Annotated in this window: 10 protein-coding genes and 1 tRNA gene; 7 read left to right on the top strand and 4 right to left on the bottom strand. The window is 71.0% G+C overall.

Going from position 1 to position 14036, the window contains the following annotated elements:
- The first annotated feature begins 55 nt into the window (after positions 1–55).
- The 3 genes from hrpA (at position 56) to IE330_RS10790 (ending at position 4804) form a co-directional block, all read left to right on the top strand.
- Entirely contained in the window at positions 56–4021 is a 3966-nt protein-coding gene (hrpA, locus tag IE330_RS10800; RefSeq protein ID WP_190135698.1) for an ATP-dependent RNA helicase HrpA, read from the top strand.
- Between the two features lie 109 nt (positions 4022–4130).
- Positions 4131–4205 (top strand) — tRNA-Asp (locus IE330_RS10795).
- A gap of 380 nt (positions 4206–4585) precedes the next feature.
- Entirely contained in the window at positions 4586–4804 is a 219-nt protein-coding gene (locus tag IE330_RS10790) for a DUF6274 family protein (RefSeq protein WP_190135697.1), read from the top strand.
- 659 nt (positions 4805–5463) lie between these two features.
- Here IE330_RS10790 and bldC read toward each other — a convergent pair.
- Both bldC and IE330_RS10780 read right to left on the bottom strand, forming a co-directional pair.
- Positions 5464–5670: a developmental transcriptional regulator BldC gene (bldC, locus tag IE330_RS10785; protein ID WP_003949541.1), complete on the bottom strand. Its 207-nt coding sequence runs from the start codon at positions 5668–5670 to the stop codon at positions 5464–5466.
- A gap of 532 nt (positions 5671–6202) precedes the next feature.
- Positions 6203–7120 carry a DUF8083 family protein gene (locus IE330_RS10780; RefSeq protein ID WP_190135696.1) on the bottom strand — a complete coding sequence of 306 codons (918 nt, stop codon included), beginning with the start codon at positions 7118–7120 and terminating at the stop codon, positions 6203–6205.
- Positions 7121–7383: 263 nt separating this feature from the next.
- Between IE330_RS10780 and IE330_RS10775 the strand changes: the two genes are divergently transcribed.
- Positions 7384–8469, top strand: coding sequence for a Leu/Phe/Val dehydrogenase (locus tag IE330_RS10775; RefSeq protein ID WP_190135695.1), 1086 nt, complete (start codon positions 7384–7386; stop codon positions 8467–8469).
- 384 nt (positions 8470–8853) lie between these two features.
- Positions 8854–9111, top strand: coding sequence for a DUF3073 domain-containing protein (locus IE330_RS10770; RefSeq protein ID WP_190135694.1), 258 nt, complete (start codon positions 8854–8856; stop codon positions 9109–9111).
- 237 nt (positions 9112–9348) lie between these two features.
- Here the strand turns inward: IE330_RS10770 and purM are convergent, their stop codons facing one another.
- Positions 9349–10431 (bottom strand): phosphoribosylformylglycinamidine cyclo-ligase, encoded by a 1083-nt coding sequence (purM, locus tag IE330_RS10765; protein WP_190135693.1) that lies wholly within the window; start codon positions 10429–10431, stop codon positions 9349–9351.
- Between the two features lie 31 nt (positions 10432–10462).
- The gene (gene purF / locus IE330_RS10760; protein WP_190135692.1) at positions 10463–11989 is read right to left on the bottom strand and encodes an amidophosphoribosyltransferase; all 1527 of its coding nucleotides are present in this window, start codon (positions 11987–11989) and stop codon (positions 10463–10465) included.
- Positions 11990–12250: 261 nt separating this feature from the next.
- On the opposite strand from purF, the gene IE330_RS40015 reads away from it, so the two are divergent.
- Together IE330_RS40015 and IE330_RS10755 are read left to right on the top strand one after the other, a co-directional pair.
- Entirely contained in the window at positions 12251–12349 is a 99-nt protein-coding gene (locus IE330_RS40015) for a putative leader peptide (RefSeq protein ID WP_349239295.1), read from the top strand.
- Positions 12350–12549: 200 nt separating this feature from the next.
- Positions 12550–14031: a sulfatase family protein gene (locus tag IE330_RS10755; protein ID WP_190135691.1), complete on the top strand. Its 1482-nt coding sequence runs from the start codon at positions 12550–12552 to the stop codon at positions 14029–14031.
- Positions 14032–14036 lie beyond the last annotated feature (5 nt).

Genomic DNA, 14036 nt, shown 5'->3' with positions numbered 1-14036 from the left:
GCCCCGCGAAATCGGTTGGCCACCTGTCCGCGCCGGGTGAGATCCTTGACGGCGTATGTCTACGCAGCCCGCCCTCACCCTCGACGCCCTCGCCTCCCGCCTGTCGGAGCTGTCGCTGCGCGACGAGCACCGCATCGGCCGGCGGCTCGAAGGTGCGCGCCGGATCCGCAAGCCCGAGGCCCGGGCCGCCGTCCTCGACGAGATCGCGACGGACATCGACCGGGCCGCCGCCAGGACGGCGGGCCGCGCCACGGGCGTCCCCGCGATCACGTACCCGGAGCAGCTCCCGGTCAGCCAGAAGAAGGACGCGATCCTGGAGGCGATCCGCGACCACCAGGTGGTGATCGTCGCGGGTGAGACGGGCTCCGGCAAGACCACCCAGATCCCGAAGATCTGCCTGGAGCTCGGCCGCGGCGTCCGCGGCCTCATCGGCCACACGCAGCCGCGCCGCATCGCCGCCCGCACGGTCGCCGAGCGCGTCGCCGACGAGCTGGACACGCCGCTCGGCGAGGCCGTCGGCTGGAAGGTCCGCTTCACGGACCAGGTCGGCGACGGCACGTACGTGAAGCTGATGACGGACGGCATCCTGCTGGCCGAGATCCAGACGGACCGCGAGCTGCGCGCGTACGACACGATCATCATCGACGAGGCCCACGAGCGCAGCCTCAACATCGACTTCCTGCTCGGGTACCTGGCGCAGCTCCTGCCGAAGCGCCCGGACCTGAAGGTCGTGATCACCTCCGCGACCATCGACCCCGAGCGGTTCTCCCGGCACTTCGGGGATGCCCCGATCGTCGAGGTCAGCGGCCGTACGTACCCCGTGGAGGTGCGCTACCGCCCGCTCCTGGAGGAGGACGGCGACGACCCGGACCGCGACCAGATCACCGCGATCACGGACGCCGTCGAGGAGCTGATGGCCGAGGGCAAGGGCGACATCCTGGTCTTCCTGTCCGGCGAGCGCGAGATCCGGGACACGGCGGACGCGCTGGAGAAGAAGAAATACCGGTTCACCGAGGTGCTGCCGCTGTACGCGCGGCTCTCGCACGCCGAGCAGCACCGCGTCTTCCAGCCGCACACGGGCAGACGGATCGTCCTCGCGACCAACGTCGCCGAGACCTCCCTGACCGTCCCGGGCATCAAGTACGTCATCGACCCGGGCACGGCCCGCATCTCCCGCTACAGCCACCGTACGAAGGTGCAGCGGCTGCCCATCGAGCCGATCAGCCAGGCAAGCGCCAACCAGCGCAAGGGCCGCTGCGGCCGCACCAGCGACGGCATCTGCATCCGGCTGTACTCCGAGGACGACTTCGCCGCCCGCCCGGAGTTCACGGACGCGGAGATCCTGCGCACGAACCTGGCCTCCGTCATCCTGCAGATGACCGCCGCCGGCCTCGGCGACATCGAGAAGTTCCCCTTCATCGACCCGCCGGACCACCGCAACATCCGCGACGGCGTGCAGCTCCTCCAGGAGCTCGGCGCCCTCGACCCCGCGCAGAAGGACCCGCGCAAGCGCCTCACGGAGGCGGGCCGCAAGCTCGCCCAGCTCCCCGTGGACCCGCGCCTGGCCCGGATGGTCCTGGAGGCCGACAAGAACGGCTGTGTCCGCGAGGTCATGGTCATCGCCGCCGCCCTGTCCATCCAGGACCCGCGCGAGCGCCCCGCCGACAAGCAGACGCAGGCCGACCAGCAGCACGCCCGCTTCAAGGACGAGACGTCCGACTTCCTCGCGTACCTGAACCTGTGGCGGTACGTGCGCGAGCAGCAGAAGGAGCTGGGCTCGTCCGCGTTCCGCCGCATGTGCAAGCGGGAGTTCCTGAACTTCCTGCGCATCCGCGAGTGGCAGGACATCTACAGCCAGCTCCGGACCGTCGCCAAGCAGATGGGCATCCATCCGAACGACAGCGACGCCCCCGAGAAGCAGGTGCACGTCTCGCTGCTCGCCGGTCTGCTCAGCCACATCGGCATGAAGGACGTGAAGGACGCCGGCGGAGAGGGCGGCAGGGGCACGGCGAAGAACGAGTACCTGGGCGCGCGGAACGCCAAGTTCGCGATCTTCCCGGGCTCCGCGCTGTTCAAGAAGCCGCCGCGCTTCGTGATGTCCGCCGAGCTGGTCGAAACGTCACGCCTGTGGGCCCGCGTCAACGCGCGCATCGAGCCGGAGTGGGTCGAGCCGCTCGCCCAGCACCTGCTCAAGCGCACCTACAGCGAGCCGCACTGGGAGAAGGACCAGGCGGCCGTCATGGCGTACGAGAAGGTGACGCTGTACGGCGTCCCGCTCGTCACCGACCGCAAGGTGAACTACGGGCGCATCGACCCCGAGGTCTCCCGCGAGCTCTTCATCCGCAACGCGCTCGTCGAGGGCGACTGGCGCACGCACCACAAGTTCTTCGCCGCCAACCGCAAGCTGCTCACCGAGGTCGAGGAGCTGGAGCACCGCGCGCGGCGCCGTGACATCCTCGTCGACGACGAGACGCTCTTCGACTTCTACGACCAGCGCGTGCCCGAGGACGTCGTGTCCGGCGCGCACTTCGACTCCTGGTGGAAGAAGAAGCGCCATGAGGAGCCTGAGCTGCTCGACTTCGAGCGCTCCATGCTCATCAACGAGCGGGCCGGGGACGTCTCGAAGGACGACTACCCGGACACCTGGCGGCAGGGCCCGCTGAAGTTCCGGGTGACGTACCAGTTCGAGCCCGGTGCGGACGCGGACGGCGTGACGGTCCACATCCCCCTCCAGGTGCTCAACCAGGTCTCGCCGGAGGGTTTCGACTGGCAGATCCCGGGCCTGCGCGAAGAGGTCGTCACGGAGCTCATCCGCTCCCTGCCGAAGCCGATCCGCCGCAACTACGTCCCGGCGCCCAACTACGCCAAGGAGTTCCTGAAGCGGGCCGTGCCCCTCCAGGAGCCGCTGCACGTCACGCTGGCGCGCGAGCTGCAGAAGATGGTCGGCGTGCCGGTGGGCGCCGACGACTTCGACCTGTCCCGCGTACCCGACCACCTGAAGATCACCTTCCGGATCGTCGACGAGCGGCGCCGCAAGCTCGCCGAGGACAAGGACCTGGAGGCCCTCAAGCTCCGCCTCAAGCCGAAGGCGCGCAAGGCCCTCTCGCAGGCCGCCGCCGCCACGGCCGAGCGCACGGGCGGCGCGGCCATCGAGCGCACCGGCCTCACGGACTGGACCATCGGCACCCTCACCCGCGTCTTCGAGACCCGCAGGGCGGGCCAGCCCGTCAAGGCCTACCCGGCCCTCGTGGACGACGGCGACACAGTCTCCGTACGCCTCTTCGACACCGAGGCGGAGCAGGCCCAGGCCATGTGGAAGGGCACCCGCCGCCTGATCCTGCGCAACATCCCGGTCAATCCCGCCAAGTTCGCCCAGGACAAGCTGACCAACCAGCAGAAGCTCGCCCTGTCCGCGAACCCGCACGGCTCCATGCCCGCGCTGTTCGCCGACTGCGCGACGGCCGCCGCGGACAAGCTGATCGCGGACTTCGGCGGGCCCGTGTGGGACGAGGAGTCGTACCGCAAGCTCTACGACAAGGTGCGCGCCGAGATCGTCGACACGACGGTCCGCACGGTCGCCCAGGTCCAGCAGGTGCTGGCCGCCTGGCAGGCCTGTGAGCGGCGCCTGAAGTCCACGCGGAGCCCGGCGCTGCTCGCGAACCTCCAGGACGTGCGCGAGCAGCTCGACGCCCTCATCAGGCCGGGCTTCGTCACGGAGACGGGCATCCGCAGGCTGCCGGACCTGATGCGCTACATGGTCGCCGCCGACCGCCGCCTCCAGCAGATGCCGGCGAACGCCCAGCGGGACACCACGCGCATGGAGAAGGTCCGCGAGATGCGCGACGAGTACGCGTGGCTCCTGGAGCAACTGCCGCAGGGCCGCCCCGTACCGCAGGAGGTCCTGGACATCCGCTGGATGATCGAGGAGCTGCGGGTCAGCTACTTCGCCCACGCGCTCGGCACGGCCCACCCCGTGTCGGACAAGCGCATCGTGAAGGCCATCGACGCGGCGGTCCCGTAGCCGGGGCGGTCGTGACCGGACGGCCACGCAGGGTGAGTTCGACCACTGGCCTGCGCTGCTGTACAGTCTCTTCTCGCAGCACAACGCGCGAGTAAGTGCCGCGAAACCTGGTCCTGTGGAGCAGTTTGGAGTGCTCGCCACCCTGTCAAGGTGGAGGCCGCGGGTTCAAATCCCGTCAGGACCGCAGTGCGAAGCGGGCCGCATCCGTAAGGGTGCGGCCCGCTTCCGTTTGCCCGCGGTCCGTTCGAGTCGGCGACCGTACGAGTGCCGAGCGCGCCGGCGCCACCGTGCGGGCCGCTTCCGTACGAGCCGCTTCGGTACGAGCCGCTTTCGCGGGCCGTTCCCCGGGGGCCACCGGCCCACGTGCCGCCCCCGCCGAGGGATCGCCCTCACAAGGGGGCCGCCGCACGCCCCCGCGGAGCGACCGCGGCGGCGGCGCACCGCCCCGCCCGCCACGGCCCGTTCCCGTGCTCCCTCCTTGACGCCGTCACATTCCCCCGGTACCTCAACAGCAGGGCCGGAGAGACCGCGGAAGACCTCGCCCCCGGCCTCAGGAGGTGACGCATGACGCCAGTCCCCGCATCCGCCCGGCACGAGACCCGCGCCCTGCTGCGCGCGCATCTCGCCGCGGCGTCGCGCTACCGCCACGTGACGCGGCACTGCCCCATCTGCCATCGCCTGCTCCGGCTCGCCATGGAGCCCTCCGACGACGCCCACGAGGCCGTACAGGGGCCCGAACGGCGCGCCGGGCAATGCGAGGACGAAAGTCCTCCCAAGGCATGACCAAAGCCGACGCGGAGGGCGCCCCGGCGGTGCGAAGCTGAGGGCGCGGGGACGGGAGACGCCCGGACGCCCGGAGGACCCTGGGAACCCGGAAACGACAGCGTCGGCCGCCTCCGTCAATGCTCAACGCCCCATTAGCGCAAGGGTGGTGAGGGCAACAAGGCACGGGCCGTGTGACGGTAGTCACCGAATGAGTTTCGAAAACCCTGGAACTTACACCCGCCCTACACCACGTCAATCTAATATGTGCAATTGCACCACACTCCGGACCTGTCCGTTGAGCAGTGTTGAGCGGCCCTGTGAGCCGCCTTGTTGAACCCTGGGAGGGCGTGTAGGGCGGACGCCCCGGCGCGCGAGCGGGCCGGCGGCCGCGCGCGCCGGAGCGCGGCGGGGGCGCGCGAACCTACGGCGAGCCCACGGCGGACCGACGGGCAGCCCGACGCGGACCGCACAAAAAAAGATCGCGCTGGACCCGGCGGAGTCCAGCGCGATCGACGACGCACCCAAGTGGCTCAGGCGGGGGACCCGTTGGGGCGGGGCCCGTGTCGTATGGAGCTATGTGTGGAGCTGAGTGCCGGGCGGTACGGCCGGGTTGGGGGACCCGGCAGCAGTGGCGCTCTTCGCCCGAAGTGTGCTTTTTCCTGCGATAACGCCCTGCGTCAGGCCTCGCTGCGCTGCTGCGGGATACCCGCGAGAAGCGCGCGGACCTCGGCCTCGCGGTAGCGGCGGTGCCCGCCGAGCGTGCGAATCGACGTGAGCTTGCCAGCCTTGGCCCAGCGCGTGACCGTCTTGGGGTCGACGCGGAACATCGTGGCGACCTCAGCCGGGGTCAGCAGCGGCTCGGCATCAGGGGTGCGAGCGGTCATGAGCGGCCTCCTCGGGAGAACCGAACCTTCTCGGTTCATTCCTCTAAATTCTGCACCTTGACCCGCGTTGCCCGAAATGGCGGACGCGAGTCGAGTCGGTTATAGGACGAACGGCTTGTCCTCGGCACTACAACTACACCATCCGTCCAGCCGCGTCGGCCAAACCGATGGAATTGCCCTCCCAGGTGTCCATCAGCGACGGAAGCCGATGGACCATGCCATAGCGGACAGTCACGCCACAGTGACGATCAGTCACAGAGCGATCAGGAGTCAACAGACCCCCCATAGCGTGCAATGCTGAGCAATCCGCCCATAGTTGGACGGAAGGAGCCCTGTCCGGACTCCTTGTCCTATTTTGGCATGAGGAATGCGGATCGGCGCAAGAGCCAGTTAAGTGCGGTCCGTCACGCTTGCGGGCAAAGGCCCGGATCGGGACCTACGTCCCGGCGCCGGGACAGCGAAAGCCCAGGATGCACTACGCCGGGCCGAAGATCCCCGGCCCAGGGTCACAGGTGAGCCACAGAACGCGACGTCAGTTCGAGAACTGCCGCTCCCGGACCGCGCGCCACCGCTCGACGAGGCGCGCGTACGCCTCCCCGGCGCTCGCCCCGTCGCCGTCGCGCAGGGCCTCGATGCCCTCGGCCACGTCCGCCGCCGAGTGGTCCTCGTCGAGCATCTCCTCGGGCAGCGTGTGCACCAGGCCGCCGTAGTCGAGCTCCACGAGCGAGCGCGGGTGGAACTCCTCCAGCCACCGGCCCACGTCCACCAGGCCGTCGATGAGCGGCCCCTCGTCCATCGCGTCGCGCAGCGCCTTCAGGCCCCGGGCCACGCGGCGCCGCGCCTGCACCATCGGCGTGCGGTACCGCAGCACCGGCGCCCCCGCCCCGGACGCCCCGCCCTCGCCGGCGCCGTCGCAGTCCCCGTCGGCCTTCTCCCCGTACCCCTTGTCGTACCCCTTGTCGTCTCCCCTGTCGTAGAAGCGCTCCTCGTCCGCGACGAGGACGAACCAGTTCAGCGGCACGTGCCAGGTGGCCGTCCGGATCCAGGGGCGCGCGTCGGGGTTGCGGGCCAGCCACGCCTCGTAGTCCGCGGCGGCCTGGCGGCGCACCACCGGCGGGATGACCGCGTCCAGGACCGGCGCGGGCAGCGACCCCGTCAGCTCGCCCAGGGCCTGCCAGCCGCGCAGCCGGGTGCGCCAGGGGCACACGCACACCACGCCGTCGGCCTCGACCACGAACGCGTCCCGGCTCTCGTGCACCGGCACCGGGATCGGCGGCGTGGGCACCAAATCAGCCAGCGAGGCGCGCAGTTCGTCCTGGTAGGAGGGGCGCTCGGGGCGGCGCGCGTAGCGCGCCCAGTGGGTGCGCTCGGGCTCGGGGAAGGCGGCGAGGGGCTCGTACACACGCAGGTACGACGCGTACGGGACGACCACCGAGGACACCTTGGGCACGGCTCCTCCCCTCCCCCGCCCACCGGCCGGAAAACACGGCGCTTCACGCCATGGCCGAACACCGCCGTACCGCGCCGCACAGCCGGTGCGACTGATCCCGCGGACGGAGGGACAGGGTGAAGCCGAACACCGTGCGGTGCCCAGGTCCTGCCAGGCTCTAGTCTCATGCCACGGCTCAGGCTCTACTCTCGTGCCACAACCGGGACCCGCCACCCGCACGGGCATCCCGACCAACCGCCGCTACGTAACCGGGAGTCACCACCGTGACCGATGTAACCGACGGCGTCCTGCACACCCTCTTCCAGTCGGAGCAGGGGGGTCATGAGCAGGTCGTGCTCTGCCAGGACCGCGCCAGCGGACTCAAGGCCGTCATCGCCATCCACTCCACCGCCCTGGGCCCCGCCCTCGGCGGTACGCGCTTCTACCCGTACGCCACCGAAGAGGCGGCCGTCGCCGACGCGTTGAACCTCGCGCGCGGCATGTCGTACAAGAACGCCATGGCCGGGCTCGACCACGGCGGGGGCAAGGCCGTCATCATCGGCGACCCGGAGAAGATCAAGAGCGAGGAGCTGCTGCTCGCCTACGGCCGCTTCGTGGCCTCGCTCGGCGGCCGCTACGTGACGGCCTGCGACGTCGGCACGTACGTGGCGGACATGGACGTGGTGGCCCGCGAGAACCGCTGGACCACCGGCCGCTCCCCCGAGAACGGCGGCGCGGGCGACTCCTCCGTGCTCACCGCCTTCGGCGTCTTCCAGGGCATGCGCGCCTCCGCCCAGCACCTGTGGGGCGCGCCCACGCTGCGCGGCCGCACGGTGGGCGTCGCGGGCGTCGGCAAGGTGGGCCACATCCTCGTCGAGCACCTCCTGGAGGACGGCGCCCAGGTCGTGATCACGGACGTGCGTGAGGACTCCGTGCGCCGCATCACCGACAAGCACCCGGAGATCACCGCGGTCGCCGACACCGAGACCCTGATCCGCCTGCCGGAGCTCGACGTGTACGCGCCCTGCGCCCTCGGCGGCGCGCTGAACGACGGCACGGTGCCCGTGGTCACCGCCAAGGTGGTGTGCGGCGCGGCCAACAACCAGCTCGCCCACCCCGGCGTCGAGAAGGACCTCGCCGACCGCGGCATCCTCTACGCCCCCGACTACGTGGTGAACGCGGGCGGCGTGATCCAGGTCGCCGACGAGCTGCACGGCTTCGACTTCGACCGCTGCAAGGCCAAGGCCGCGAAGATCTACGACACCACGCTGGCCATCTTCGCTCGCGCCAAGACGGACGGCATACCGCCCGCCGCGGCCGCCGACCGGATCGCCGAGCAGCGCATCGCGGAGGCCCGCGGCGCACTCTGACGCCACTCCGCGAAGAATGGCCGAAAGATACCCCTGGATTCCCGGCCGCCGTCGACCCGCGGCGGGGAATCCGGGGGGAACACGGCTGACACGGCCGGCCCGTCGCGATCACGGCGGCGGAAAACGCGGCGTGACGAGACGAGACTCACGCCTGTCGGCGGGTCGTCCGCCAAGAAGAGGTTAAAATCGCTGCTGACCAGCGAGGAAAGGGCGCCTTGCCAGTCGTGCGCCTAGGCGCGTCCTGCGGGCGACGTACCGTATGGCCGCAGGAACAGGTACCGTGGAAGCCCTACGGACCGGTCTCTCCACGGAGAGCCGGTTCCGGACCATGAACGCGTGTCAAGACTCTGGGGCCGTGAGCCCCGATACCGAGGGGGTCGAGCCATGGGGCGCGGCCGGGCCAAGGCCAAGCAGACGAAGGTCGCCCGCCAGCTGAAGTACAACAGCGGTGGGACCGACCTCGCACGCCTGGCCAACGAGCTGGGCGCTTCGACTTCGCAGCAGCCGCCGAACGGCGAGCCGTTCGAGGACGAGGACGAAGAAGACCCGTACGCGCGGTACGCGGAGCTGTACAACAGCGACGACGACGATGACGAGGGCGCGGACGAGTCCGGCCCGTCGCGGCAGCGCCGCGGCGCCTGAATCTCGTAGTCCGGCACGTCTCGCCGGTACGTCCGGGCGTCTCACCGACAGCGGCACATCGCACTTCACCCGGTCCGGGGCAGCATGCCGGACCGGGTTTCGTGCTGTCCGGAGGTACGGAGCAGAGCGGTGCGGCGGGGCGCCGGACACAGCGCAGCGCAACGGAGCGGGCCGGTCCGGGGTGTCCGGAGCGGCCCGCCCGTCGGTTGGTCGTCGGCGGTTCGGTTCTGCCGGTGACTACTTCGCGTAGTCGCCGGTCAGCTCGGCCCCCGTGGCGCGGTCGCCGCGGGCGGTGATCTCGCCGGCCACCCAGGCGTCGAGGCCGCGGTCGGCCAAGGTCGTCAGGGCCACGTCCACCGAGTCCGCGGGGACGACGGCGATCATGCCCACGCCCATGTTGAGGGTCTTCTCCAGCTCCAGGCGCTCGACCTCGCCCGCGGTGCCGACCAGGTCGAAGACGGCGCCCGGCGTCCAGGTGGAGCGGTCGACGGTGGCGTGCAGGCCGTCGGGGATGACGCGGGCCAGGTTCGCCGCGAGGCCGCCGCCGGTGACGTGGCTGAAGGCGTGCACCTCGGTGGTGCGGAGGAGCGCGAGGCAGTCCAGGGAGTAGATCCGGGTGGGCTCCAGGAGCTCCTCGCCGAGGGTGCGGCCGAACTCCTCCACCCGCTGGTCGAGGGTCATCCCGGCGCGGTCGAAGAGCACGTGCCGGACCAGGGAGTACCCGTTGGAGTGAAGCCCGGAGGAGGCCATCGCGATGACCGCGTCGCCCTCGCGGACGCGGTCCGCGCCGAGCACCCGGTCGGCCTCCACGACGCCGGTGCCCGCGCCCGCGACGTCGAAGTCGTCGGGGCCGAGCAGCCCGGGGTGCTCGGCGGTCTCGCCGCCGACCAGGGAGCAGCCGGCGAGGACGCAGCCCTCGGCGATGCCCTTGACGATCGCGGCGACGCGCTCGGGGTGGACCTTGCCGACGCAGATGTAGTCGGTCATGAACAGCGGCTCGGCGCCGCACACGACGATGTCGTCCATGACCATCGCGACCAGGTCGTGGCCGATGGTGTCGTACACGCCGAGCCGGCGGGCGAGGTCGACCTTGGTGCCGACGCCGTCCGTGGCGGAGGCCAGCAGCGGCCGGTCGAAGCGCTTGAGGGCGGAGGCGTCGAAGAGCCCGGCGAAGCCGCCGAGGCCGCCGAGGCCCGCCACCTCCGGGCGCCGGGTCTTCCCGACCCACTCCTTCATCAGCTCGACCGCGCGGTCGCCCGCTTCGATGTCGACGCCCGCCGCCGCGTAGGAGGCACCAGTACCAGCAGTTGTCTCAGACATGCCCGGGATCTTTCGGATTGGACGACGGGGCTCAGGGGCGACGGATCGCGTCGGCGGCGGCCGTGGACGCCGGGCCCGCGGCCAGCTCCGTCTCCAGGAGCTGCTTGCCGAGGAGCTCGGGGTCGGGCAGGTCCATCGGGTACTCGCCGTCGAAGCAGGCGCGGCAGAGGTTCGGCTTGTCGATGGTGGTGGCCTCGATCATGCCGTCGATGGAGATGTACGCCAGGGAGTCGGCGCCGAGCGAGGTGCCGATCTCGTCGATCGTCATGCCGTTGGCGATGAGCTCGGCACGGGTCGCGAAGTCGATGCCGAAGAAGCACGGCCACTTGACGGGCGGCGAGGAGATGCGCACGTGCACCTCGGCGGCACCGGCCTCGCGGAGCATCTTGACCAGGGCGCGCTGGGTGTTGCCGCGGACGATCGAGTCGTCCACGACCACCAGGCGCTTGCCCCTGATGACTTCCTTGAGGGGGTTGAGCTTGAGGCGGATGCCGAGCTGGCGGATGGTCTGGGAGGGCTGGATGAAGGTCCGCCCGACGTAGGCGTTCTTGACCAGGCCCGCGCCGAAGGGGATGCCGGAGGCCTCCGCGTAGCCGATCGCGGCGGGCGTGCCGGACTCGGGGGTGGCTATCACCAGGTCGGCGTCGGCCGGGGCCTCCTTGGCCAGTTTCCGCCCCATCTCGACGCGCGAGAGGTAGACGTTGCGGCCCGCGATGTCGGTGTCGGGGCGGGCCAGGTAGACGTACTCGAAGACACAGCCCTTGGGCTTCGCCTCCGCGAACCGGGAGGTGCGCAGGCCGTTCTCGTCGATGGCGACGAACTCGCCGGGCTCGATCTCGCGGACGTAGCTGGCGCCGCAGATGTCGAGGGCGGCGGACTCCGAGGCGACGACCCAGCCGCGCTCCAGGCGGCCGAGGACGAGGGGGCGGATGCCCTGCGGGTCGCGGGCCGCGTACAGCGTGTGCTCGTTCATGAAGACGAGGCTGAACGCGCCCTGGACCTGCGGCAGCACCCGCGTGGCCGCCTCCTCGACGGTCAGGGGCTTGCCGTCGTCGTCGGTCTGGCCCGCGAGCAGCGCGGTGACCAGGTCCGTGTCGTTGGTCGCGGCGACCTGGGTGGCGCGGCCGTTCTCCTTGGGCAGGGCGGCGACCAGCTCGGCGAGGTGGGCCGTGTTGACCAGGTTGCCGTTGTGGCCGAGGGCGATGGAGCCGTGGGCCGTGGCGCGGAAGGTGGGCTGGGCGTTCTCCCAGACGGAGGCTCCGGTGGTGGAGTAGCGGGCGTGTCCGACCGCGATGTGTCCTTGGAGGGAGCCGAGGGAGGTCTCGTCGAAGACCTGGGACACGAGGCCCATGTCCTTGAAGACGAGGATCTGGGAGCCGTTGCTGACCGCGATTCCCGCGGATTCCTGGCCCCGATGCTGGAGGGCGTAGAGCCCGAAGTACGTGAGCTTTGCGACCTCTTCGCCCGGAGCCCAGACACCGAAGACGCCGCATGCGTCCTGGGGGCCTTTCTCGCCGGGGAGCAGATCGTGATTGAGTCGACCGTCACCACGTGGCACGCCACCGAGTGTAGGCGAGATCGACCACTGGTCCGAATTGGCGACGGGGGCCCCGCGGGCGGCGTGGAGCGTGGACTTGACGGGGTGCCGCGGGGGTGCGGCCGGGTATGGAGGTTCCACCAAATCGGTGAGCGGGGGTGACGCCCGCCGGGGCCGTGCGCGCCCCTCGGTCACCGGAGTGCTTCCGCCGTACGAAGGGCGTGTGAACAGGCACGACAGTGCGTTGACAGGGGTCGGCGGCCTCCGTGAGGCTCCTGGTTCATGCAGCCCTCCGGTGTCCCGTCGGCGGTCCGGCTCGTGTGGCGCCGCCACGTCGATCTGGCCCGCGTGGCGAGCGCGATCTGTCGTCGCGCCGCCTGAGACCGGCTTTCATTACGCCCTGGTTCGTGGCGTTTTGACCCTCCCGCGCATGGGACGTTTGTCACGCTGAAACGTTCCCTCAGGGGCCGCCACAGGGTCGTCCGCCGCCGGTCGACGGTCTTCCGCCGCACTTCCGCCGCCCCCGCCCGGGGCGGTTTCCCCCGTCCCCGCGAGCGGCGCCGCGCCGCTTTCGCACGGGGATGTCCCCGCGCCCCGCCCAGGGGCCTCTCCCCGCCCTGGAGTCCTTTGTGTCTTCGTACGAGATCCCGCTGTCCCGGCGTGCCTTCACCGGGGGTGTGGCGGGTGCCGCCGCTGCCGTCGGCATCGGTGCCGGCGAGGCCTCCGCCGCGCCCGCCGAGGGACCCTCCGCCGGGCCCGCGGAGCGGCCATTCACCGTCCGTGAGGACCGCGGCGGCAGACCCGCCCGGCGGCCCAACATCCTGTTCATCCTCGGCGACGACCTCGGCTGGGCCGACCTGTCGTCGTACGGGTCGCCGCACATCAGGACCCCGCACCTGGACCGCCTCGCCCGCCAGGGCGTGCGCTTCACCCACGCCTACTCCGGCTCGGCGACCTGCTCACCGACCCGCTTCAGCCTGTACACGGGGCGCTTCCCCGGGCGGACGAAGGGCGGGCTCGCCGAGCCCATCGCGGACCGGTCCGCGGGCCTCGACCCGACGCACCCGACCCTCGCCTCGCTGCTGCGCGACGCCGGGTACGCGACCGCCCTGATCGGCAAGTGGCACTGCGGCTACCTGCCGGACCACTCGCCCACCAAGTCCGGCTGGGACGAGTTCTTCGGGAACTTCGGCGGCGCCCTGGAGTACTACTCCAAGCTCGGCCTCGGCGGCGAGTACGACCTGTACGAGGGCGACGCGACGTACAAGGACCTGCGCTACTACACGCGCGTCCTGACCGAGCGGGCCGGTGACTACGTCCGGCGCGACCACGACCGGCCCTGGCTGCTGAACCTGAACTTCACCACGCCGCACTGGCCGTGGATCGCGGACGGCGACACCGAGGACAGCGCGGAGATCGTCCGGCGCATCAAGGCCGGGGACCGGGGCGCCCTGCAGCACCGGGACGGCGGGTCCATCGCCAAGTACACCGCGATGGTGCAGGACCTGGACCGGTCGATCGGGCACGTGCTGCACGCCCTGAAGACGTCCGGGCAGGAGCGCGACACCCTCGTCTTCTTCGCCTCCGACAACGGCGGCGAGCGCTTCTCCTACACCTGGCCGCTGAGCGGGAACAAGGGCTCCCTGCGGGAGGGCGGCATCCGGGTGCCGACCATCGTGCGCTGGCCCGCCCGGCTGGACGGCGGCCAGGTCAGCGACCTGCCCGTGTACACCCCGGACTGGACGGCGACGCTCCTCGAACTCGCCGGGGCGCGGCCCCACCCGTCCTACCCGCTCGACGGCACGAGCCTCGCCGGCTACCTGCTGCGCGGCCGGGAGCCGGGCGAGCGGGACCTGTTCTGGCGGGTGCGGGGCGAGCGGGCGCTGCGGCGCGGGCCGTGGAAGTACTACCGCGGCAAGGGCGGGGCGGACCAGCTCTTCCACCTGGGCCGGGACCAGCGGGAGCAGGCCGACCTGGCGGGCCGGGAGCCCGGCCTGCTCGCCGACCTGCGGGCCGCGTGGGAGCGGACGGACGCGGAGCTGCTGCCCTACCCGGCGGGGTGAGGGGG

This window comes from Streptomyces longispororuber (genome assembly GCF_014656095.1).
GTDB lineage: Bacteria > Actinomycetota > Actinomycetes > Streptomycetales > Streptomycetaceae > Streptomyces > Streptomyces longispororuber.
The sequence above is the reverse complement of the archived record's forward strand: the minus strand, read 5'-3'. Positions and strand labels throughout refer to the sequence as shown.